General features: G+C 70.5%; 22 protein-coding genes. 10 read left to right on the top strand and 12 right to left on the bottom strand.

The window, feature by feature from the left end; genetic code table 11:
* Positions 1 to 11: 11 nt before the first annotated feature.
* Together BFV98_RS00245 and BFV98_RS00240 are read right to left on the bottom strand one after the other, a co-directional pair.
* Positions 12 to 887 carry a class I SAM-dependent methyltransferase gene (locus tag BFV98_RS00245; protein ID WP_071098692.1) on the bottom strand — a complete coding sequence of 292 codons (876 nt, stop codon included), beginning with the start codon at positions 885 to 887 and terminating at the stop codon, positions 12 to 14.
* The gene (locus BFV98_RS00240) at positions 884 to 1,318 is read right to left on the bottom strand and encodes an ester cyclase (protein WP_013287146.1); all 435 of its coding nucleotides are present in this window, start codon (positions 1,316 to 1,318) and stop codon (positions 884 to 886) included. The genes BFV98_RS00245 and BFV98_RS00240 overlap by 4 nt, the downstream gene beginning before the upstream one ends.
* A 155-nt stretch (positions 1,319 to 1,473) precedes the next feature.
* Between BFV98_RS00240 and BFV98_RS00235 the strand changes: the two genes are divergently transcribed.
* Positions 1,474 to 2,241 (top strand): SDR family NAD(P)-dependent oxidoreductase, encoded by a 768-nt coding sequence (locus BFV98_RS00235; RefSeq protein ID WP_071094303.1) that lies wholly within the window; start codon positions 1,474 to 1,476, stop codon positions 2,239 to 2,241.
* Here BFV98_RS00235 and BFV98_RS00230 read toward each other — a convergent pair.
* The 3 genes from BFV98_RS00230 to BFV98_RS00220 are packed head-to-tail and all read right to left on the bottom strand — an operon-like array spanning position 2,234 to position 5,063.
* Positions 2,234 to 3,520 (bottom strand): activator-dependent family glycosyltransferase, encoded by a 1,287-nt coding sequence (locus BFV98_RS00230; protein WP_071094301.1) that lies wholly within the window; start codon positions 3,518 to 3,520, stop codon positions 2,234 to 2,236. The genes BFV98_RS00235 and BFV98_RS00230 overlap by 8 nt on opposite strands.
* A gap of 56 nt (positions 3,521 to 3,576) precedes the next feature.
* Positions 3,577 to 4,443: an SDR family oxidoreductase gene (locus tag BFV98_RS00225; RefSeq protein WP_013287149.1), complete on the bottom strand. Its 867-nt coding sequence runs from the start codon at positions 4,441 to 4,443 to the stop codon at positions 3,577 to 3,579.
* Positions 4,444 to 4,484: 41 nt separating this feature from the next.
* Positions 4,485 to 5,063: a TetR/AcrR family transcriptional regulator gene (locus tag BFV98_RS00220; RefSeq protein ID WP_013287150.1), complete on the bottom strand. Its 579-nt coding sequence runs from the start codon at positions 5,061 to 5,063 to the stop codon at positions 4,485 to 4,487.
* A gap of 72 nt (positions 5,064 to 5,135) precedes the next feature.
* Here BFV98_RS00220 and BFV98_RS00215 point away from each other — a divergent pair, with 72 nt between their 5' ends.
* The 5 genes from BFV98_RS00215 to BFV98_RS00195 are packed head-to-tail and all read left to right on the top strand — an operon-like array spanning position 5,136 to position 10,682.
* Positions 5,136 to 6,533 carry an activator-dependent family glycosyltransferase gene (locus BFV98_RS00215; protein ID WP_255367938.1) on the top strand — a complete coding sequence of 466 codons (1,398 nt, stop codon included), beginning with the start codon at positions 5,136 to 5,138 and terminating at the stop codon, positions 6,531 to 6,533.
* A gap of 45 nt (positions 6,534 to 6,578) precedes the next feature.
* Positions 6,579 to 7,199 (top strand): dTDP-4-dehydrorhamnose 3,5-epimerase family protein, encoded by a 621-nt coding sequence (locus tag BFV98_RS00210; RefSeq protein ID WP_174361802.1) that lies wholly within the window; start codon positions 6,579 to 6,581, stop codon positions 7,197 to 7,199.
* On the top strand, positions 7,148 to 8,122 hold the full coding sequence (locus BFV98_RS00205; protein WP_255367937.1) for an NAD(P)-dependent oxidoreductase: 975 nt from the start codon (positions 7,148 to 7,150) through the stop codon (positions 8,120 to 8,122). Before BFV98_RS00210 ends, BFV98_RS00205 begins: the two co-directional genes overlap by 52 nt.
* 34 nt (positions 8,123 to 8,156) lie before the next feature.
* Positions 8,157 to 9,401 (top strand): P450-derived glycosyltransferase activator, encoded by a 1,245-nt coding sequence (locus tag BFV98_RS00200; protein ID WP_071094297.1) that lies wholly within the window; start codon positions 8,157 to 8,159, stop codon positions 9,399 to 9,401.
* An 18-nt stretch (positions 9,402 to 9,419) separates the two neighbouring features.
* Positions 9,420 to 10,682 carry an activator-dependent family glycosyltransferase gene (locus tag BFV98_RS00195; RefSeq protein ID WP_013287155.1) on the top strand — a complete coding sequence of 421 codons (1,263 nt, stop codon included), beginning with the start codon at positions 9,420 to 9,422 and terminating at the stop codon, positions 10,680 to 10,682.
* Here BFV98_RS00195 and BFV98_RS00190 read toward each other — a convergent pair.
* On the bottom strand, positions 10,663 to 11,970 hold the full coding sequence (locus tag BFV98_RS00190) for an activator-dependent family glycosyltransferase (RefSeq protein WP_071098690.1): 1,308 nt from the start codon (positions 11,968 to 11,970) through the stop codon (positions 10,663 to 10,665). The genes BFV98_RS00195 and BFV98_RS00190 overlap by 20 nt on opposite strands.
* Before the next feature lie 112 nt (positions 11,971 to 12,082).
* Between BFV98_RS00190 and BFV98_RS00185 the strand changes: the two genes are divergently transcribed.
* From BFV98_RS00185 to BFV98_RS00175, 3 genes are read left to right on the top strand one after another with little or no spacing between them, the layout of a single operon-like run.
* Positions 12,083 to 12,892: an SDR family NAD(P)-dependent oxidoreductase gene (locus BFV98_RS00185; protein WP_369751983.1), complete on the top strand. Its 810-nt coding sequence runs from the start codon at positions 12,083 to 12,085 to the stop codon at positions 12,890 to 12,892.
* Positions 12,893 to 12,910: 18 nt separating this feature from the next.
* Positions 12,911 to 13,843 (top strand): aromatase/cyclase, encoded by a 933-nt coding sequence (locus BFV98_RS00180; RefSeq protein ID WP_013287158.1) that lies wholly within the window; start codon positions 12,911 to 12,913, stop codon positions 13,841 to 13,843.
* 2 nt (positions 13,844 to 13,845) lie between these two features.
* Positions 13,846 to 15,141 carry an activator-dependent family glycosyltransferase gene (locus BFV98_RS00175; RefSeq protein WP_071094296.1) on the top strand — a complete coding sequence of 432 codons (1,296 nt, stop codon included), beginning with the start codon at positions 13,846 to 13,848 and terminating at the stop codon, positions 15,139 to 15,141.
* 43 nt (positions 15,142 to 15,184) lie between these two features.
* On the opposite strand, the gene BFV98_RS00170 is transcribed toward BFV98_RS00175, so the two are convergent.
* Positions 15,185 to 16,402 (bottom strand): class I SAM-dependent methyltransferase, encoded by a 1,218-nt coding sequence (locus BFV98_RS00170; RefSeq protein ID WP_071094294.1) that lies wholly within the window; start codon positions 16,400 to 16,402, stop codon positions 15,185 to 15,187.
* 64 nt (positions 16,403 to 16,466) lie between these two features.
* On the bottom strand, positions 16,467 to 17,672 hold the full coding sequence (locus BFV98_RS00165) for an aromatic ring-hydroxylating dioxygenase subunit alpha (RefSeq protein ID WP_071094292.1): 1,206 nt from the start codon (positions 17,670 to 17,672) through the stop codon (positions 16,467 to 16,469).
* A 204-nt stretch (positions 17,673 to 17,876) separates the two neighbouring features.
* On the opposite strand from BFV98_RS00165, the gene BFV98_RS00160 reads away from it, so the two are divergent.
* Positions 17,877 to 18,638 carry a phytanoyl-CoA dioxygenase family protein gene (locus BFV98_RS00160; protein ID WP_225319605.1) on the top strand — a complete coding sequence of 254 codons (762 nt, stop codon included), beginning with the start codon at positions 17,877 to 17,879 and terminating at the stop codon, positions 18,636 to 18,638.
* On the opposite strand, the gene BFV98_RS00155 is transcribed toward BFV98_RS00160, so the two are convergent.
* Genes BFV98_RS00155 through BFV98_RS00140 form a run of 4 tightly spaced genes read right to left on the bottom strand, consistent with a single transcriptional unit; the run spans position 18,628 to position 22,131 of the window.
* Positions 18,628 to 19,368 carry an NAD(P)-dependent oxidoreductase gene (locus BFV98_RS00155; RefSeq protein WP_030275177.1) on the bottom strand — a complete coding sequence of 247 codons (741 nt, stop codon included), beginning with the start codon at positions 19,366 to 19,368 and terminating at the stop codon, positions 18,628 to 18,630. The genes BFV98_RS00160 and BFV98_RS00155 overlap by 11 nt on opposite strands.
* A 14-nt stretch (positions 19,369 to 19,382) precedes the next feature.
* Positions 19,383 to 19,652: an acyl carrier protein gene (locus BFV98_RS00150; RefSeq protein ID WP_030275178.1), complete on the bottom strand. Its 270-nt coding sequence runs from the start codon at positions 19,650 to 19,652 to the stop codon at positions 19,383 to 19,385.
* Complete coding sequence (locus tag BFV98_RS00145; RefSeq protein ID WP_071094290.1) at positions 19,652 to 20,863, bottom strand: ketosynthase chain-length factor; 1,212 nt, start codon at positions 20,861 to 20,863, stop codon at positions 19,652 to 19,654. The genes BFV98_RS00150 and BFV98_RS00145 overlap by 1 nt, the downstream gene beginning before the upstream one ends.
* Positions 20,860 to 22,131: a beta-ketoacyl synthase gene (locus BFV98_RS00140; protein ID WP_030275182.1), complete on the bottom strand. Its 1,272-nt coding sequence runs from the start codon at positions 22,129 to 22,131 to the stop codon at positions 20,860 to 20,862. Before BFV98_RS00140 ends, BFV98_RS00145 begins: the two co-directional genes overlap by 4 nt.
* Positions 22,132 to 22,180: the final 49 nt, after the last annotated feature.

Below are 22,180 nucleotides of genomic sequence, written 5' to 3'. Positions count from 1 at the left end.
ACAGCGACCCGTTATCGCACCGGAGGCGTCTGCGCGGTGACGAACCGGACCGGGGTGTCGATGACGAGCGGTCCCGCGCCGTCGCGCATCTCATCGAGGGCCTTGATGAGCCGGGCCCGCAGCGCGGCGGCGTCGTCGGCGGTCAGGTGGTCCCACATCAGCCGCATGCCGTGCGTGTGTGACCAGTCGACCCAAACCTCTCCGGTGGCCGCGACGAGCGGTACCGCCTCGTCATGCACGTCGACATCGACGAATCCCGCCGCCTCCATTGTCGCGCGCAGGTCGGCCGGGCCCTCCAGCCAGCTGTTGAAGCGCCGCTGCAGCGCCTCCGGCCGCCATTGCTCGGGCAGGCTGCGCAACAGATCGTTCGGAATCAGCTCGGTGAAGACCGGCGGGAGGAAGGGAAAGGCGCCGGTGCGGAACTGGGGGCTGGTGAAGCCAATCCGGCCGCCCGGCACCAACACCTGCGCGTAGCGGCGCAACGCGCTGCGCACGTCGGGCAGGAAGATGAGGCTGTAACTGCCGATCACGACGTCGAACGAGGCCGCCGGGAAGTCGACCCGTTCGCCGTCCATGACGCGTGCCTCGACGTTGCCGACGCCGCGCCGGGCGGCTTCGGCACGGGCTGTTTCGACCATGCCCGCCGCGATGTCGATGCCGACGACGCGGCCGGCCGGACCGACCCGGGCCGCAGCCGGGAACAGGCAGGCGCCGGAGCCGCAGCCGACGTCGAGGACCCGGTGGCCGGGTGCGGGCGCGACACGCTCGACCAGCCGTCGCCCCATCGGTCCGAAGAACTCGACCCCGAGCCGGTCGTAGGTCCCGGCGACCCGGTCGAAAGCAGCGGCCACCTCGGTCTTGTAGTCCGAGGCCTTGAGCGTCGTCACGGCCGCCACCCGCCGTTCTCCGGCCACGGGTCACCGAGCTGGCGCAGGGTGCCCTGGAAGTCGGGCCAGTCGCGGTGGTCGCGGATCTTGCCGTCGACGATCCGGAAGAGGTGGATCTGCTCGCCGGCGAAGCGCCGGCCGGTCGGCGGGATCCCGACGAGGTTGCCGACGTGACGGCCGTACAGCACAAGGTGGGCGCGGACCCATTCGCCGTTCTCGGTAACGTTGATCTCTTCGAGGTGCGCCTCCTCGGAGAACGTCCGGCGTACCCAGGCGACGACCATCGCGAAGGCCTTCGGACCCTGCGAGATGCCGTGTTCGAGCGTCGCCGGGTTGAGGTACTCGTCGTGGATGTACTCGTCGACGTCGTCGGTCTTGCCGGTGTTGAACGCGTTGATCACGCGCCGTACGGCGTCGGTCTGACTGCTCATGCGGTGCTCCTACCGATGGTCGGGGCGGTTGCCCGACCCTGGCAGCAGCCGATCGTCACCGGTTCGAACCCGGCTCGAACGGCGCTCGCCCACACGTACCCGACGGTCCGGTCTCCAGACAGACCCGCTCGAGGTGCGGAGCGCAGAATCCGGCCATGGGTAATGGGAACAAGTCCGCGCTGAGGCGCAGCATCGTCATCACCGGCGGCGGCACCGGCATCGGCCGCGCCGTGGCCCGCGGGTTCGCCGAGCAGGGCGATGACGTCCTGATCGTCGGCCGTACTGCGGCGAGCCTGAGGGACACCGCCGAGGGTTACCCGGGCATCCGGACGTCTGTCGCCGACATCACCGCTCCCGGCGCACCGCAGGCCGTCGTCGACGCGGCTCAGCAGGCGTACGGGCGGATCGACGTCCTGGTCAATAACGCCGCCACGTCGGTCGCGAAGCTCCTCGCCGACACCACGGAGGAGGAGATCCAGTCGCAGTTCGCGACGAATGTCATGGCACCGATCCACCTGACGCGGTGTGCTCTCGAACCCCTCGCGGCCAGCCGGGGCGTGGTGGTCAACATCAGCACGGCGGGCGCGCTCGGCCAGCGGACGTGGCCCGCCAACGGGGCGTACGGCGCGAGTAAGGTGGCGCTGGACTTTCTGACCCGCACCTGGGCCGTCGAGATGGCTCCGCGCGGGATCCGGGTCGTGGGGATCGCGCCCGGCGTCGCCGATACGGGTATCGGGGTCCGCAGCGGCATGACCGAGGAGCAGTACGCCGACTTCCTCAAGTGGATGGCCGACCGTGCGCCGGCGGGACGGGTCGGCACGCCGGAGGAGATCGCCACTTGGGTGCGCAAGCTCGTCGAGCCGGACGCCGGTTACCTGACCGGCGTAGTGATCCCGATCGACGGAGGCCTGTCCCTCACCTGACGCCGTGACGTGCCGTCAGCCGTTCGAGGACTGGTACCACCTCGCGGGGGGCCGGCATGCCGAGGGCCTCGCGCCGCAGCCGCGCCGCCCGGTCGCGAAGCCGTCTGTCAGTCAGGGCCCGCTCCACCAGCGCGGAGGTCGCGGGCACCTCCCGCACGCGCAGACCCGCGCCAAGCTGCTCGAGGCGGCTCGCCTTCAACCCGGTGTCCCACAGCATGTCCGGCACCAGCACCTGCGGCACCCCGTGCACGAGCGCGGTCTGGAACGAACCGGCTCCGCCGTGGCTCACCACGGCGGAGCAGAGCGGCAGCAGCGCGTCCAGCGGCGCGAAGTCCACCACCCGTACGCGCTCGGTGTCGACGCCGTCGCGCTGACCGCCCGACAATGTCGCCACCACCTCGACGCCCAGGTCGGCGATCCCGTCCAGCAACCGGGCGACGGGTACGCGGTCCGCGCCCCAGATCTCCCGGTGTGAGATTCCCATCGTGACGCATACCCGGGGCACCTCCGGATCGAGTTCGGCCAGCCACGCCGGAACGACCGAGGGCCCGTTGTACGGCACGTATCGCATGCCGATGCGGGGCGATGCGGTGCCCAGGCTCAACGAGGACACCACCGGATCCACGGTCCACTGCCCGACCACCACGTCCTCGCTGAACGTGCTTCCGTGCCTGCGCAGCACGCCGTCGAGCCACTCGCGCAGCGGATCGTCGCATGCGGACGCGGGGCGTCGTGCGGCCGCGCGCAGGAACGCGCCGCGGGCGTGGCCGAGGATGTCCAGTCCGAACAGCACCCGCGCATGGGCGGCGCCGCACGCCGCCGCCGCCACCGGGCCGGCGAACGACATCGTGTCCCACAGCACCAGATCGGGCTTCCACCTGCGGGCGAACTCCACCAGGCCGTCGACCATGCCGTCGGTGTAGTACCGAAAGACCATCGGCGTGTACGCCGCGAAGACGCCGAGAAGGTAGTCGTAGGTGAGCGTCGTCGGGTCGGTCTCGGCGAGGTCGAGCAGCTCCGGCCAGTCCGCCCAACCGAAGGTCCCGCCGCTGTCTTGTGCGGCACCGCTCTCGACGTCCCCGCCGGTGTCCTGTTCACCGACGCTCGGGATCGGCTCGCCGACCCCTGCGAACGGCAGGCCGGCGCTGACGACGTGCTCCTCCCCCTCGGGGTGGGTCGCGACGCACACGTCGTGGCCGACCGCACGTAGCGCCCACGCGATCGGCACGAGGCTGTAGATATGGGACCGGACCGCGAAGGTCGTCAGGAGTACCCGCATACCGCGAAGCTAGGAGCGGGCCGTGGTGGCCGGCTCGAAGCGCGCTGGGCAGCCCGTCAGCGAAAGTCGTCGGCGTGGTCCTGAGCCCACTGCGCGAACGTGCGCCCGGGCCGGTTGGTCACACTCTCGGCCGTGGGGTGCTCCTCCACCGTGTCCTTGTCGTACTGGTGCTCGGCCTCCGGCGTCGTCTCCTCGTTGGAGTACGTGACGAGACCTAGCAGGAACGGTGCGTTCGCTGCTGCCCAGCCACCGAGCGCCTGGTAGTACGCCAATGCCTCCTGCGCGGTGACGTCCTTGAAGGACAGTTCCCGTCCGACCGCCGCGGCGATCGCCTCCAGCTGCTCGGCGTGGGTGAGCGGCTGCGGCCCGACGATGGTGTAGGCCTTACCTGTGTGCCCGTCTTCGAGTAGCGCGAGAGCAGCGATGTCGGCGACGTCACGCTCGTGCGTCGGCACGCCGACGGCGTCCGGATGCGGGTCGTACACTGCGTTCTCGGCACGGATCGACGGCGCCCACATGTGCAGAGTGTTGGTCGCGAACTCGCCGGGCCGGACATGGGTCCACTCCAGGCCGGACTCCTCGACTGCCCGCTCGACCGGCAGGTGGAAGTCGGTGTCGTAACCCGTGGTCACCGCCCCCGACGACAGCACGACGATGCGCCGCACGCCGGCCTTCACGGCGCGGGCGACTACCTCACGCGCGGTCTCCGGTGCCGGGAAGAGGTACATCCGCTCGACGCCTTCAAGCGCCTCGCTCAACGAGTCCGGCCGGCTCAGGTCGCCGCGGACCAGGTCCACGCCGGCCGGCACCTCTGCCCTGGCCGGGTCGCGGGTCAGCGCGCGGACGTCGACGCCGGCGGACACCAACTGCGGCAGGACGTTGCGGCCAACGTAACCCGTCGCACCGGTCACAAGGATCCTCATCGTTGCTCCCATTGGCTTGTAGGGGTGGTGTCCGGTCGCGTTCACGCGTCGCGGACGACACCACGCTCGAGCGTGCGGATGACCGTCGACGTGACCTCGTGCCGCGACATCATGCCCTGGCCGGACATTTCGCAGCCGGTATAGACCAGCGACCACAGGACGTGCTGGATCCACCGCGCATCAACGGCGTGATCGAAGACCCCCTCCTGCTGACCTCGCTCGATCAGCAGGATGACCGGCTGCACGATCGGCGGCTTCTCGGGCTTACGGTTGGCGAACTCCTCCGCCAGCCGTGGGTCGCCGAACAGGAACAGCAGACGGTCGCCGAGCTCCACCATGGCCGCCACCAGGCGGCGCATGGCGTCGAGCGGCTTGCCCTGCTCGACGTGCGCGTCGACGACGGCTTGCTCGATCGCCGTGTAGCAGTCGGCGACCACCGAGTTGATCAGCTCGTCGCGGTCGGGGAAGTAGCGGTGCAGTGTGCTACGACCCACGTCGGCCGCCACCGCGACGTCGGCCAGGGTGGCCGAACGATTGTGCGCGAAGACCGACGCCGCAGCGTTGAGAATCGCGCGCCGGGTTCGGTTGCGCGTTCCGGACTCCGGCACCTCCGTGACCATTGACCCAGCCTAGCAGGATAGTGGCCCAGAGCGGAACATGAGTGCAACTAATTTGGAGATCGTACTCCACGATTGGCACATCCTGATCCCACTTCTCCGGCTCGAAAGCGGAGACGGAGTCATCGAGTCCGACTCGAGCGGATCGCAAGCGCCCGGTGCGAATCTCTGGGCCTGAGGCAGCCGCCGTCCGCATTCGAGGAGACCTTCATGCGGGTCCTGTTCACGACGTTCGCTGCCCCCTCGCACCTGCAGATCCAGGTGCCGATCGCGTGGGCGCTGCGCGCAGCCGGGCACGACGTCCGGATCGCGGGCCAGCCGGATCTCGCCGACGCCGTCGCGCGGACCGGCCATCTGTTCGTGCCCGTCGGCGAGCCGCTCGCCCTGTCCGAACAGATCGACCGGCCCGACGACGGCTCCGTCGACTTCACGGCACTGGCCGACCTGAGCTGCCGGCGGCCCGACCGGCGCACGCGCGAATACCTGCGCACCGCCCTGGCGATATCCACCGACGTCTACCGAGCACTGAACCCGGAGCCGATGATCGCACAGCTCGTCGACCTCGTCTTCGACTGGAGGCCCGACCTCGTCGTCTGGGACACGATGACGTTCGGCGGCGCCGTCGCCGCGATGGCCGGCGGCGCCGCGCACGCGCGGCTGCTGTTCGGACTCGACCTGATCGCCCGCGCACGGATGGAGTACCGGCGTCACGACGCACCCGACGACCCGTTCCGCGACTGGCTCGGCAGCGCGCTCGACAAGTACGGCGTCGCGTTCGCCGAGGAAGCCGTGGTCGGGCAGTGGACGATCGATCCCGTGCCACCCTCGGTCGGGCTCGCCACCGACCAGCTTCGCGTGCCGGTCCGGTACGTGCCCTACAACGGCGCGGCCACGGCGACGGAGATGACGTGCGCCCCGGCGCACCGGCCACGCGTGTGCCTGACGCTCGGTCAGAGCGGACGCGACGTGCTCGGCCGCGACCGCACCGCGAGCGCCGAACTGCTCGCCGCCGCGGCCGACATCGACGCCGAGATCGTCGCTACGCTCGACGCACGGCAACTCGCCGGCCTCGGCCCGGTGCCGTCAAACGTCCGGGTCGTCGATTTCATGGCCCTTGACGTGCTGCTGCCAACCTGCTCGGCGATCATCAACCACGGCGGCTCCGGCTCGATGCAGACCGCGCTGCTGCACGGCGTACCGCAGGTCGTCGTGCCCGACCTGATGTGGGACACCGAATACAAGGCCGAGCTGATCGAACGTGCGGGTGCCGGGGTGTGGATCCGGGACCCGGACTTCCCCGCGCCGGCCCTGGCCGCGGCCGTCCGCCGTGTCTTGATCGATCCGTCGTACCGCGAGGCGGCGGCGCGGCTGCGACGCGAGGTGCTCGGCGCCCCGACACCGGCCGACGTCGTTCCCGCCCTCGAACTGCTCACCGAGCAGCATCGTCGGCCGGTCACCGCCGGTCCGAACTGATCGTCCATCGCCCAACCGATTCGGGAGCACCGAATGTCATCCACCATGCAGGCCCGCGCACTGAAGGTCGAAGGCGCCGTCGAATTCACCCCACGGGTCTTCCCCGACGACCGCGGGATCTTCGTCTCACCCTTCCAGGAGACCGCCTTCGTCGAGGCGCTCGGCCACCCACTTTTTCCGGTGGCCCAGACCAACCACAGCCGCTCACGCAAGGGCGTGGTCCGGGGCGCGCACTTCACCCTCACCCCGCCCGGAATCGCCAAGTACGTGTACTGCGCGCGGGGCAAGACGATCGATTTCGTCGTGGACATCCGAGTCGGTTCCCCGACCTTCGGGCAGTTCGATCAGGTCCTGCTCGACCAAGAGGCGTTCCGGGCGGTTTACCTGCCGGTTGGCGTGGCCCACGCCTTCGCCGCGCTCGAGGACGACACCGTCGTGTCGTACATGCTCTCCGACGGCTACGTCGAGGCGCACGAAAAGGCGGTCAACGTGCTGGACCCGGCGCTGAATCTGCCGCTGCCGACCGGCGTCGAGCGGGTGCTCTCCGATCGGGACAGGTCCGCGCCCACGATCGAGGAGGCCCGCAGACTGGGTCTGCTACCGGACTACGCACAGTGCCAGAAGCTGGAGAGCGAACTGTTCGCCGCGCCCCGGGGCCGCGAGTGAGCACCGCGGTCGCGGTACTCGGGGCCACCGGTGGCGTCGGGCAGCACGTGTGCTCGGCGTTCCGTGCCTCCGGTGACCACGTGCTCGGCATCGCCCGGCGCCCATCCGCGGCGGGCTCCGCCCTCCGCCTCGACCTCGCGGAGGCTGCGCCGGCGCAGCTCGCCGCAGCGTTGACCGCACACCGCACCGAGATCGTGGTGAACGCGACGGGGGGCTGGGTCCTCAGCGCCGAAGCGATGCACCTCGCCCACGTCCAGATCGTCGAACGGCTGGTCGCCGCCAGCACACTCATGCCCGATCCGCCGCGCATCGTCCACATAGGCACCATCCACGAGTACGGCCCGGTGCCGGCCGGGACACTGATCGACGAAAGCCGCACGCCGGAGCCGCAGACCGGATACGCCCGGACGAAGCTGGCCGGTTCACAGGCGCTTCTGAACGCGACCGCCGCCGGCACCGCACGGGGCGTGGTCCTGCGCGCGGTCAACGTGTGCGGGCCGGGCACGACTTCCGCCAGCTTCCTCGGCGCGGTCCTCGACCGGATCCGCGACGTCCGGCCGGGCGACCGCGTGCCGATGACGATTGCCGACGCGCGCCGCGACTACCTCGACGTGCGGGACCTCACCGACGCGGTCGTCCGGGCGGCCCGCGCGCCCGAGAGCACGGTGGGTCAGGTCATCAACGTCGGCCGCGGCGAGGCGGTCGCCATGCGGCAGCTCGTCGACTGGCTCCTGGCCGCGGCCGGACTGCCGCCCGACACGATCGACGAGCAGGGCGCCGCGGTGCAGAGCAAGGGCGGAGACTGGACCCGGGCGGACAACCGCCGGGCGGCGCGGCTGCTCGGCTGGCAGCCGCGGACCGCGCTCGACGCGTCGCTGCGCGACATGTGGCACGACGCGGCAAGGCGATACAGCGAAGCTTGAGGGCACCACGAGCGCGCGTTCCTAGCTTGTCCGCATGACGGCGACCAGCACAGACGACGCCCTCGGCTCGACCCTCATGACACTGCGCGGCTTCCAGTGGGTGTACGGGGCCCGGCAGGACCCCTACGCCCTCCTGCTCCGGGCAGAGAGCGACGACCCCCACGAACTCGGCCGGCGCGTACGCGCGAACGGTGCGCTGACCTGGAGCAGTGCCGAGGCCTGGGTCACCGCGACGCACGCCTTGGCCGTCCGGCTGCTCCGCGACGAGCGGCTCGGGCTGCGCAAACCGCCGCCCACCGACAGCGCACCGTCGTGGGCCATGCCGACCCTCGACGACGTGCTGCCCCTCGACGACGTGGGGCTCCAACTCGACCGGACGGACTGCGAACGCTTCGGGCGAAGCGTCGCGGCCGCACTCGCCGCACCACGCCTGAAAAGGGCACACACGGAGATCACCGTCCGGATCGACCGGCTGGCCGCCGGCCTCAACGGCACGTTCGACCTGACCTCGGACTACGCGGTGCCTGTCGCCACCATGGCCACCTCTGTCCTGCTCGGCGTGCCGGCAGCGCACCAGGAGGAGTTCGCGCGGCTGTGTGCGGGCGCCGCGACCGCCCTCGACGCCACGCTGTGCCCGCCGCGGTTGGACACCGCCCGGCTGCTGCTCGACTCGATCGCCGGGCTGCGGGAACTGCTCGTCTCGCTGCCGACCGGCGCCGGTGACGACCTGCTCGGCGAGCTGACGCGCACCGAGCCGGACAGCGTCCTGCCGGTGGCGCTGCTCCACTGTGCCGTCGGCGCCGACCTTACGGCGACGCTGATCGCCAACACCATGTGCGCGCTGCTCGCCGAGCCTGGGCGGTGGACAGCCGTGGCGACGGATCCGGGTCTCGCTGCCGCCGCGGTACGCGAAACCCTGCGCTTCGCGCCGCCCGTCCGGCTGCAACGCCTCGTCGCCCGCACCGACCTCGATCTGGACGGCACCGCGATCACGGCGGGCAGCGAGGTCGTGGTCCTGCTCGAAGCTGCCAATCGCGACCCCGCCGCGTTCGCCGACCCGGACCACTTCGATCCGGGACGCGAGCCGGCTGCCGAGATCCTCTGGGCGCACCCTGCGATGCCGGCCGGCGTCGTCGCCGAGACGGTACGCCGGCACGCCACCGTCGCCGTGTCCGCCCTCGCGGCACACCTGCCCACGTTGCGCGCCGCCGGCGAGGGCTACCGGCGGCTGCGGTCCCCCGTGACCGGCAGCCCGCTGTCGCGGCCCGTCGTTGCGTGAGCGAAAGGAGGCGCGGACATGCGAGTACTCATCACCTGCTTCGCCGTCGACAGCCACTTCAGCGGATGCGTGCCCCTCGCCTGGGCCCTGCGCACCGCCGGGCACCAGGTTCTCGTCGCCGGACAGCCGGCGCTCATCGAGGCCGTCGTGCGTGCCGGACTCACCGCGGCGCCGGTCGGCGTCGACCACGCCCACGACCAGATGCTCGCCAAGGTCGGCGCTGACATCCTCGCGCTGCACGACGACCGCGACTACCTGGAAAAGCGCCACGACAGGCTGGGCTTGGAGTTCCTCAGGGGCCACGAGACCGTGATGACTGCGCTGTTCTACTCCAAGGTGAACAGCGACTCGATGATCGACGACGTCGTAGACCTGGCCTACGGCTGGCAGCCGGACCTGGTGCTGTGGGAGCCGTTCACGTTCGCGGGTGCGGTCGCCGCCCGGGTCACCGGCGCGGCGCACGCCCGGCTGTTGACGATGCCGGACATGTTTCTCAGCACCCGTGAGCGACACCTGTCCATGCTCGACCGGCTACCTGCCGGGCGGCGCGACGACGTGCTCGCGTCCTGGCTCGACTCGACCCTTGCGCGCTACGGTCACGGCTTCGACGAGGAGATCGTCACCGGGCAGTGGTCCATCGACCCGATGCCCGAGGGCATTCGGATCGACACCCGGCAGCCGACCGTGCCGATACGCTACATCCCCTACAACGGCCAGGTGCCGTCGATCGTGCCGGACTGGTTGCGCGAGCCGCCCGGCAGGCCGCGTCTGTGCGTGACGCTCGGCATGACCGCCCGTACCAGCAACTGGTCGAACATGATCGCCATCGAGGACCTCTTCGAGGTCGTCGCGGAGCTCAACGTCGAGGTGGTCGCCACGCTCTCCGCCGAGGAGCAGGCCCTCGTGCCGGACGTGCCGGACAACGTCCGGCTGGTCGAACACGTGCCGCTCGACGTGCTGCTGCCGACGTGCGCCGCCGTCCTGCACCACGGGGGCCTGGGCACCTGGGCGACTGCTGCAGCGCTGGGCGTACCGCAGTTGTCGCTCGGATACATGTGGGACGCGGTCTACCGGGCCCAGCGCACCGAGGCGCTCGGTGCGGGACTGGCCCTGCACTCCTCCGACCTCACCCCGGCGAGGCTGCGCGGCCTCCTGGCCCGAATCCTCGACGAGGGCTCGTTTCGGCACCGGGCCGGACAGCTGCGCGAGGCCATGAGTGCGATGCCCTCGCCGAACGACGTGGTTCCAATGCTGGAGAAGCTCACCGCAGAGCGCGGGTGAGGCGCCGCAGCGCCGGCACCAGTTCGGCCGGTGCCGGCGCGGCGAGCATCTCGACCCGCAGCCGGGCGGCCGCGGCCGCGAACGACGACTCCTCGAGCACTCTCGACAGCAGTGCGCGCAGCTCCCGCGCCGTGCACTTCTCGGCGCTGCCGCACAGTGCCGCTCCCGCCTCCGCCACCCGCCACGACTTCAGGTGGTTGTCGAGCAACACCGCCGGCACGATGACCTGGGGTACGCCGTGGATGAGTGCGGTCTGGGAGGTGCCTGATCCGCCGTGGTGGATGATGGCGGCGCAGGTGGGCAGGAGCACGTCGAGGTTGACGAACTCGACGGTGCGGACGTTGTCCGGTATGGGGTGGCCGGGCGGGATCTGGCTGTTGCTCAGGGTGGCGACGACGTCGACGTCGAGGGTGGCGACGGCGTCGAGGAGTTCGGTGACCGCGGTCCGGTCCCCGCCGAGGGTTTCGCGGAACGAGCGGCCCAGGGTGAGACAGACCCGGGGCCGGGTCGGTGGCTCGCGTAGCCAGTCGGGGACGGTCGCGGGCCCGTTGTAGGGGGTGTAGCGCATCGGCAGGTAGTGGTGGTCGACCGGCAGCCGGAGGGAGGCCGGGACGGGGTCGATGGTGAACTGTCCGAGGACGGCCTGCTCGGTGAACGGGTGGCCGTGTCGGGCCAGGACGTCGCCGAGCCATTCCTGCAGCGGGTCGTCGCGCAGGGCCGGCACCCGCCCTCGCAGCAGTTCGAGGTAGGTCGACCGCATGTGCCCGAAGACGTCGAGACCGAACAGCAGCCGCGCATGGGCGGCGCCGCTGGCGATCGCCGCGACCGAACCGGCGAAGGTCACCGGGTCGCGGACGACGAGATCCGGACGCCAGTCCTGGGTGAACGCGACCAGATCATCGATCATCCCAGCGGAGCAGGACAGTTGGTGGTCCAGCGACGTCCAGGCGGTCAGCACGGACTGGACGTAGTCGTACGTGAGCCGCTGCCGGCGCAGCTCGCACAGGTCGAACAGCTCCCAGCGCATCCGGCCGCCCGGGCCCCACAGCTCGTCGCCGGTGAACTCCCACCGCTCGGCCACCTCTTCCACGACGTCCTGTGACCACCGGTCCGCGCCGAGCGGCGGCCCGACCGCGACGGCTGTGAGCCCGGCGCCGGTGATCGCCTCCGTGAGATCCGGCTGGCTCGCCACCCGCACGTCGTGGCCGGCCGCCCGCAACGCCCACGCCAGGGGCACCTGCGCGTGCAGGTGCGTCGGCGCGGCGATGGTCGTGAAGAGCACCCGCATGCCGGACACCTTGGACGTCACGGCTCGTGCCGGCCCTGAGCCCCGATGGAGCAGCGGGTTCAGCGCCGGTCCACCGATCGTCGACCGCCCCGACAGCGGCGATCGCCACGATGTGGCTCGGCACGAAGGACGGGAGAGAACATTGACGCAGGACAGCCTCGCTGTCGTTACCGGCGCGACGAGCGGCATCGGACACGCGGTCGCGACGTTGCTCGCCGAACGCGGATCGACGGTCTACATCTGCGCCCGCGACGGCCACGCCGTCGACCTGACCGTCAAGGAGCTGCGCGCGAAGGGTCACGACGTCGACGGCCAGGCGTGCGACGTCCGCGACGCCGGCCAGGTGCGGGCGTTCGTCACCGCGGCCGTCGAACGGTTCGGACCAGTCGGCGTACTCGTCAACAACGCCGGCCGCAACGGCGGCGGGGTGACCGCCCAGATCACCGACGAACTGTGGCTCGACGTGCTGGAGACCAACCTCACCAGCGTGTTCCGGATGACCCGCGAGGTGCTCACCACCGGCGGCATGCTGGAGCGCGGGTGGGGACGTGTCATCAACATCGCGTCGACCGGCGGCAAGCAGGGTGTCGTGCTCGGAGCGCCGTACTCGGCGTCGAAGCACGGCGTCGTCGGCTTCACCAAGGCCCTCGGGTTGGAGCTGGCCAAGACCGGCGTGACGGTCAACGCCGTCTGCCCCGGGTACGTGGAGACACCGATGGCCGAGCGGGTCCGACGGGGGTACGCCGAGGTCTGGGACAGCACCGAGGACGAGGTGCTCGCCCGGTTCCAGGCGAAGATCCCGCTCGGCCGCTACAGCACTCCGCAAGAGGTCGCCGGCCTCGTCGGCTACCTCGTCACCGACACTGCCGCCCCGATCACCGCGCAGGCGCTCAACGTCTGCGGCGGACTCGGCAACTACTGACCCGAGGGGAACGACGACATGTCGGAACAGCACACCGATCACCGGGTGACCGTGGCCGCACCCGTAGCGGTGATCTACGACCTCGTCGCCGACGTGAGCTGCTGGCCGGTGGTGTTCCCACCGACCGTGCACGCCGAACAGATCGAGCGCAGCGGCGACGGGGAGCGGATCCGGATCTGGGCCACCGCGAACGACGAGGTCAAGAACTGGACCTCGCGGCGGATCCTGGACCGGGCGGCACGCTCGATCACGTTCCGGCAGGACCGGCCGGCTCATCCGGTGGCGGCCATGAGCGGCGAGTGGCGGTTCGAACCGGCCGGACCCGACAAGACGGTCGTGCGGCTGCTGCACACCTACCGGGCGGTCGACGACGATCCAGGTCACCTCGACTGGATTCGGCGCGCCGTCGACCGCAACAGCGAGGCCGAACTGAGCGCGCTGGCCGCTGCGGCGGGGCGCGACGACGAGCTGCTGCTGTCCTTCGAGGACGCGGTGTCGATCAACGGAAGGGCCGCGGACGCGTACACCGTCATCGACGAGGCCGGGCTGTGGCCGCAGCGGTTGCCGCACGTCGCCCGGGTCGTCCTCGACGAGCGCGTACGCGGTGTCCAGAGCCTCGCCATGGACACCCGCACCGCGGACGGATCGGTGCACACGACCGTGTCGATCCGCATCTGCCTGCCGCCGGACCGCATCGTGTACAAGCAGCTGCAGACGCCGAAGCTGATGAGCGCGCATACCGGGTTCTGGTCGTTCCGCGAGCACAACGGCGACACCGAGATGGTGGCCGGACACACCGTCGTGATCAACGAGTCGGCGATCGCCGGCGTTCTCGGTGAGGATGCCACGGTCGCCGACGCTCGCTCGTACATCCGCGCCGCGCTCGGGCGCAACAGCGGCACCACGATGCGGCACGCGAAGGCGTACGCGGAGCAGGCCCGCCGGGGCTGACGATGCGGGTGCTCTTCACAACCTTCGCCCAGCCGACGCACCTGCACGCGCAGGTGCCCCTGGCGTGGGCGTTGCGGGCGGCCGGCCACGACGTGCGGGTGGCGAGCCAGCCGGATCTCACGGAGGCGATCACCGGCGCCGGGCTCACCGCTGTCGCGGTCGGCGAGCCGCTGAACCAGCAGGAGCAGGTGCGGGAGTTGGACGAGCAGCACCGGCGCGAGGTCGAGGAGGCGCCCGACGACGAGCCGACGCCGGCGGACTACATCGAGTTGACCGACATCAGCGAGCTGCGCGACGAGATCCTCACCTACGAGTACGTGCAGAGGCAGCTGACGGCTGTGACGATGTTCGGCTTCCGGACGCTGTGCCCGGATCGGATGATCGACGATCTCGTCGCGTTCGCGCGGGACTGGCGTCCGGATCTCGTCGTGTGGGACTCGGTGACCTTCGCCGGTGCGGTCGCGGCGATCGCGAGTGGGGCGGCGCACGGGCGGCTGCTGTTCGGCCTGGATCTGGTCGGCCATGTCCGGCAGCGGCACCTGGAGCTGCTGCGAGGGCGGGTGCCGGCCCTGCGCGACGACCCGCTGCAGGAATGGCTCGGCGACGTCCTGGCCCGACACGGCCACCCGTTCACCGAGCAGGCCGTCCTCGGACAGTTCACCATCGACCCCGTCCCGGCCTCCCTCCGGCTGCCGGTCGACCACCACTACCTGCCGATGCGCTACACCCCCTACAACGGGCCCGCGACCGTCCCCGACTGGCTACGCGAGCCACCGACCCGGCCCCGGGTCTGTCTCACCCTGGGCCGCTCGTTCCGCGAAACCCTCGGCGGGGACCGGACCGCGGTCACCGAACTCCTCGACGCCGTCGCCACCCTCGACGTCGACGTCGTCGCCACCCTGAGCAACAGCCAGATCCCGCCCGGCCACCCCATACCGGACAACGTCCGCACCGTCGAGTTCGTCAACCTCGACGTGCTCCTGCCCACCTGCGCCGCCATCATCCACCACGGCGGATCAGGCACCTCCCAGACCGCACTCATCCACGGCGTACCCCAGGTCATCGTGCCGTACAAGCTGTGGTGCAACGGCCCGCGGGCCGAACGCATGGAGCGCGCCGGGGTGGCGGTGTGCGGGGTCGCGGGACGGTCCGCGGCGAGCGAGGTGCGGGCGTTGATCCGACGCGTCCTCGACGAGCCGTCGTTCCGGGCCTGCGCCGGCGACCTGCGCCACGAGATGCTCGCCGCTTCGACGCCGGCGGAGCTGGTACCGGTGCTGCGGCGGCTCGCGCAGACCTGAACCGGCCGCCTCCCTGTCGGCTGCGGCCGGTTCACGGCCGGGCTCAGACCACCCGGACTTCCGGCACATACAGGATCCACTTGCCGCCGGCCTTCCGGAACTCCTGCTCCTTGGCGATGATCTCGTCGGCGTGGTTCCAGGCGAACAACAGCGCATAGTCGGGGTACGGGGCGGCGAACGCATCCCGCGACCGCACCGGGATGTGCGAACCGGGGGTCAGCCGGCCCTGCTTGTTCGGCGTCGTGTCGGAGATGAAGGAGATCAGGTCGGGTCCGATGCCGCAGTAGTTCGTCACCGTCGCGCTCTTCGCGGTCGCGCCGTAGCCGACCACCGTCTGGCCGTTGGCCTTCAGCTGCCGCAGCAGCGTGGTCAGTTCCTCCCTGGCCTGCTCCACCCGGCCGACGAACTGCTTCAGCGTATCTTGCCCGGCGAGGTCACGGCCGTGCTCCTCGGCCACCAGCGCGGCGACCCGCGCGGAGGCTGGACGGGCGCCGCGCCGTGCGATCGTGTACCGCACTTCGCCGCCGTGCACTGGCAGCCGCTCGACGTCGACCAGTTCGAACCCGAACCGTGCCGCCATCGCCTGCACCGACACGGCCGAGAAGAAGTAGAAGTGCTCGTCGTAGATCTGGTCGAACGAGGTGCGGTCGACGATCTCGGCGAGGTACGGGTCCTCGAACACGAAGATGCCGTCGGGTGCCAGCAACTCGTCGACGCCGCGGAAGATCGAGTCGAGGTACGGGATGTGGCAGATGGTGTTCGCGGCGTATATCACCTGCGCCGGCCCGGACGCGGCCCGGATCTGCTGTGCGGAGGACTCCTGGAAGAATTCGGTGGTCACCTGTACGCCGTAGGCGCGGGCGACCGCGGCGACGCTCTGCGAGGGCTCGACGCCCAGGTGCCGGATCCCGGCGTCGGCGATGACCTTCAGCATGACGCCGTCGTTGCAGCCCAACTCGACCAGAAACGCGTCGTCGCCGGTCAGCTCGGTGTCGATGAAGTGCTTGGCGGTCTGCTCGAAGTGCTTGCGCATGGTGGCCGAGCCCGACGACAGGTACGGGTAGTGCCCGTTGAACATCAGGTGCCGCGGAACCTCCTCGATCAGCTGCACCATCGAGCACTGCCCGCACACCCCGACGGCCAGGCGGAAGAAGAACTCGTCGCCGACGTAGTCCGGCTCCAGAAAGCCGCTGGACAGCGGCTGCGGGCCGAAGTCACAGAACTCGCGCAGTTCCCCACCGCACGTCCGACAACTCAACATGACCGGTACCCCATTCTCGTGCGGCTGCTGTCGATCCGGTTACCGTCGGCCAAGGCGCTGGTCGTCAGCTCAACGACGACTGGACGGCGGCTAGCGGGCCGGCCACCGCCGGTTCCCGGTACTCCTCGGCAAGCAGCGCGGCGGCGAGCTTGCGGTAGAACACCGGCACCGCCGGCTCCTTCGGACTGAGGTGACCGCGTCCGGCAAAACGGGATCCGACGGCCCGCTGCACCTCTTCGAGGCCACGCTGGTCCTCGCCGTTGATCACCGCGGCGTAGGCCTCGTTCCCCTCGCGGATCTGCTGAAGCTGCTCGGCGTCGGTGCCCTCGACGGTCTGACTCGGCGCCAGGATCCCGCCGCGCACCTCGGTCCGGTCGATCGCGGTCGGGATGAAGCTGAGCCAGATCACCGTCTCGCCGGCCGCGGCGAAACTCGTGCAGGGAAAGACCGAGACATTGTAGACCTGGCGTCGCTCCTGTTCGGTCAGCCGGAGGAACTCCACCTCCTGCGGCTCCTTGAACGGCACCGTGAACCGCAGCACCAGGGGTGAATCGTCGCGCACGTCGGTGTCGGAACCGCCCGGCGTCGACGGCTGGATCGTCTCCGGGTGGAAGCCCATGACGTGATAGTTCTCGTGGACGTTCTCGACGGCGACCTTCCAGTTGCAGTGCCAGTCCTCGACGAACGAACCCACCTGCGTCATGGCGCCCAGCTCGTAATTGCCCAGGTCCTCGCCGATGCGGCTCAGGTGGGTGCGCAGCGGCGGTGCGCCGCTGTCGAGGTTGACGAAGACGAAACCCTGCCACTGTTCGACGGCGAACCCGGGAAGCCGGCAGGTGCCGGGGTCGAAGGCGGGGTTCCCCCGCATGTGCGTCGCAGCGATCAGCTGGCCGTCCAGGCCGTAGCGCCACAGGTGGTACGGGCAGGTGAAGTGCTCGGCCCGCCCGGTACCGGCCGCGACGACCGGCATCATCCGGTGCCGGCAGATCGGCGACATCGCGTTGAGTGCGCCGGTGCGGTCGCGGGTCAGCAGCAACGGCTCCCCCGCGATCGTCAGCGCGAGGTAGTCGCCGGGCCCGGCGAGCTGGTCCGCCCGGGCCACCATGATCCACGAGCGGCGGAAGATCCGGTCCAGTTCCAGCTCATACAGCTCGGGCGAGGTGAACGCTCGTGGCGGCAGGCTGATGCACGGCGGCTGCGGCGTCACGTACTCACGTAACTGGTCCAGCAGGGCGTCGAGCTCGCCGCTGCCCCGGTTCGGTGTCGTCATCAGAACCCGACTCTCTTCCCGGTCGTAGGGCTGGAACTCCGGACGATCCCAGGCTGCGCTCGAAACGGACTCGGGCAGCGAGCACGCCGGGCCGGTGCGGGTCTACCGGCTGACGCGAAGGACTCGAGCGGCGCGCCGCACCCTGTGGGCGGCAGTCACCGTGACGGGAGGACGTAGTCCATGGGAGACACAGGCGCGCGAAGCATGATCGATCCGATTTCTGACGAGACCATCCGCCGCTACCGGGAACAGGGCTTCGTCCACGTGCCGGGCGTGCTCGACGCCGACGAGGTGGCCCGGTATGCCGAGGCGGCCGCCCAGCTCCTCGACAGCCACATGGAGATCTGGGACGGCGTCAACGGTGTCGAGGTCAACTACGTCGCGCAGGCCTGGCGCAAGAGCGACACGATCCGGGAACTGGCCCTTCACCCGGCGATCGGTTCGATCGCGCTGCAGCTCGCCGATGGCCCGATGCGGCTGTACACCAGCGAGGTGCTCGCGAAGGAGCCGCACAAGGCGGCGCCGACGCTCGTACACGACGACGAGACCGGGCTGCCGTTGTCGTCGCTGTCGCGGGCCTTGACCGCCTGGGTGGCGCTGTCCGACGTCCCGGTCGAGCGCGGCTGCCTGTCGTACGTGCCCCGTTCGCACCTGCGACCGCCGGAGCACCGGCAGGAGCACATGACGAGTTTCGAGGAGTTCGCCGACATCACCGACATCTGGCCGGAGTTCCCGTGGCAGCCGCGGGTGACCGTGCCACTGCGCGCCGGTGACGTGGCGTTTCACCACTGCCGTACCGTGCATCTGGCCGGTAGCAACACGTCCGACGCACGTCGGATGGGCCACGGCATCGTGTACGTCAACGCTGACGCCACCTACCGCCCCGGCGTCCAGGACGGGCACATGGCGGGATTCGAGCCCGGCCAGCCGCTGGACGACGAGGGATTCCCGCTCATCACCCTGTAGCGCGGAGGGAGGAGAGGTAGCGGGCCAGGGCTACGCGATGGTAGCCCGGCCCGAAACCCAACGCCGTCACCTCCGGTACGAGCGTGCGCAGCTTGGCGATCGACGGGCAGTGCGACACTGTCGAGTCGAGGAGCACCCGCTCGGCCGTCACGCCGAGATGCCGCTCCAGGACGTCGATGACGGCCGCGATCTCAGCGCAGTCCCCCGACGCCACGTTGACGACCTCGTCGGTGACGCCGGTGGCGAGCAGCCGGTCGACGACCGTCATCCAGTCCTCGACGTGGACGATGTCGCGCCGGGCGCCTGGTTGGACCGTGACGCGTCCGGCGCGAAGCTGCCGGATGATTGCGGGCACGAGCCGGAACTCCGGTTCTCCGGGACCGAGCACGTACCCGAGGCGCAGGATCAGGTACGGAACGCCGCAGTCGCGGATCATCCCTTCCAGATCCAGCTTGTGCCGTCCGTACGGGAGGGCCGGCTCGACGGGGTCGTCTTCGCGTCCCTGGCAACCCGGCCCGCCGTACATGCTGACGGTCGAGAAGAACACCAACTGCCGGCCGTCGCGCACACAGTCCCGGAGTGTGTCGGCCACCAGCCGAGCCTCACGCTCGTGCTCGGCGTCCGGCAGCGGGTGCCTCGGTACCCCGGCAGCGAGCACGGTGACGCCGGGGTACGCGTCCGCGAGCGGCCGCAGATGCCGGGCGAGGAAACCGCTGCCGATCAGACGCATCGGGTCGGCACCGGTCACCGGACCTGGGCGAGGCGGTCATTGACCAGGTCGCCTAGCTGATTCAGCGTCCGCACCTCGGCCACCTCCTCCTCGGGCAGCGAGATACCGAACCGCCGTTCGACGGCGCTCGACGCTTCGAGCAACGCGAGGGAGTCGTAGCCCAGGTCGGCCAGCGGGACCTCGCCGAGGTCTTCGGCGGCCGCGTCGACGGGCTCCGCTGCGCCGGCGCAGGTGGCCAGGATGGTCATCAGATCGGGAACGCTCAATCGGACGGATTGACTCATCAGTTTTCCTTTCGTGGGGCACGTACAACCAGTGCGCTGTTGAAGCCCTGCCGGCCGCGGGCCAGCACCAGGGCAACCGACGCCGTCAGGGGCCGGGGGGCCTCGACCAGGTCGAGGGCGTAGTCCGCGACGACGTTCACGGTCGGCGGGATGACCTTGTCGCGCAGCGAGAGCAGCGCGGTCGCCACGTCGAGCGGGCCGGCGCCGGAGTACAGGCGACCGGTCATCGTCTTGGGCGCGGTGACCGGGACGCCACGCGGGCCGAAGAGGTCGACGATCACCTCGGCCTCCGCCCGGTCGGCGTCCGCGTCGCCGGCTGCGTCGGCGAAGACCACGCCGACCTCGTCCGGGCCGACTCCGGCGTCGGCGAGGGCCGCCCGCACGGCACGCCCGAGGTTGCCCGGACGACCCGAGCCCGGTGAGGGATCGAACGTGGCGGCGTACCCGGCGATCTCGCCGTAGACGTGGGCACCACGCTCGCGGGCCCGGTCGCCGTCCTCGACGGTGAGGATGGCGCCGCCCTCGCCGGGCACGTGGCCGTTCGCCTTGCGGTCGAAGGGAAGGTAGGCATGGCGCGGGTCGTCGGCGGTGGACAGCATGCCGCTGGAGATCAGCGCGGCCAGCCCGTACGGGGACAGCGCGGAGTCCATCCCGCCGGTGAGCACGAGCGGCGCGCCCTTTCGGACGGAGCGGCGGGCGTGCGCGATGGCGTCGAGACCACCGGCCTGGTCGGCGACGAGTACACCGATCGGGCCGCGCATGTCGTGCCGGATCGAGATCTGGCCGGAGTTGACGGCGTAGAACCAGGCAAACGACTGGTAGACGCTGACGTGGCTCGGTCCGTCGGCGCACAGGTGCTCGAGCTCTTTCTGTCCGAACGCGAATCCGCCCGAGGCGCTCGCGGTCGACACGCCGAGGTCGGTCGCGGCCAGCGCCGACCGGTCGATGTCGGCGTCGGCGACCGCCCAGTCCGCGGCGGCCAGCGCGAACCTGGTCATGCGATCGGTCTGCGGCAGCAGCCGGCTGGGCAGGTGGTTCCCGGCGTCGAAGCCGGTGACCACGCCGCCGAGGCGGCTCGGGTAGTCCTCGACGTCGAACAGGTCGATTCTCCCGATCGCGCTGCGGCCCCGCAGGGTCGCCGCCCAGTAGTCCCCGGCACCGACGCCGTTGGGCGCGACGACGCCGAGCCCTGTCACCACGGCGGTGCTCATGCTGCCACCGCCTCGGGCGCGGAGAGCACCATCGCGCTCTGGAATCCGCCGAAGCCGCTGCCCACGGTCAGCACTGTGGAGAGCTTGCGCTGCCTGGCCTCGCGTGGCACGTAGTCCAGGTCCAGCTCCGCGTCGGGGTGGTGGAGGTTGGCCGTCGGTGGCACGACGTCGAACTCGATCGCCATCGCGCTGGCGGCGACCTCGATCGCTCCGACGGCGCCGAGCGAGTGTCCGATGACCGGCTTGATGGAGCTGATCGGCACGTCGTAGGCGTGCATGCCGAGGCCCCGCTTGAGCGCCTGGGTCTCGTGGCGGTCGTTCTGTCTGGTCGCGGTGCCGTGCGCATTGACGTAGTCGACGGCGGTGGCCGGGATGCGGGCGGTGTCGAGGGCGGCGCGGATCGCCGCGGCCATCTCCTGCCCGTCGGGCCGCAGGCCGGTCATGTGGAAGGCGTTGCCACGGGAGGCGTACCCGCGGATCTCGGCGTAGATGTGCGCGTCGCGGCGGCGCGCGCTCTGCAGTTCCTCCAAGACCAGGACCGCCGAGCCCTCGCCGAGCACGAACCCGTTACGCGTACGGTCGAACGGCCGCGCGGCGGTGCCTGGATCGTCGTTGGTGTTGGACGTGGCCTTGATGGCGTCGAAACAGGCAACCGTGATCGGCGCGATCGGCGCGTCGGTGGCGCCGGCGATCATCATATCGACCGATCCGTCGCGGATGAGGTCCCAGGCGTGTCCCACCGCGTCGATGCCGGAGGTGCACCCGGCCGACACGACGGCGTTGGGTCCTTCCGCGCCGGCGGCCCAGGCCACCTCGGCCGCCATCGAGCTGGGCACGAAGTAGTCGTACAGGTCGGGGCCGGCGAGCCGGTGGTCGACGAGCCAGTCGCGCCCTTCGTGGCTGACCGCGCGGTAACGCTCCTCCAACCGCAGCGTGGCGCCAACGGCGGTACCGAGACTCACCCCGACCCGGTGCGCGTCGTCGCGGTCGACGACGAGGCCGCTGTCGCTCATCGCCTCCCGCGTGGCGGTGAGCGCGAACAGGGCGGCCCGGTCCAAGCGCCCGATGTCGTGCTCGCTGAAGCCGTACTGGAACGGATCGAAGTCACACTCGGCAGCGATCCGCGACCGGAAGTCGGCGGAGTCGAAGGCGGTGATCAGGCGGGTCATCGGGGTGCCCGCCACGATGCGTTCCCAGAAGGCCTTCGCTCCCAACCCGCCGGGCGCGACGACGCCGATCCCGGTGATGACGACCCGACGTTGACTCACGCAGACTCCCCCGCTCTTGCGGACCTGCTCATTGGTGCCGGTCTCCTAC

Source organism: Micromonospora sp. WMMB235 (assembly GCF_001855515.1).
GTDB lineage: Bacteria > Actinomycetota > Actinomycetes > Mycobacteriales > Micromonosporaceae > Micromonospora > Micromonospora aurantiaca.
Note: the sequence above shows the minus strand (reverse complement) of the source record. Positions and strands in the feature narration are given on the sequence as shown.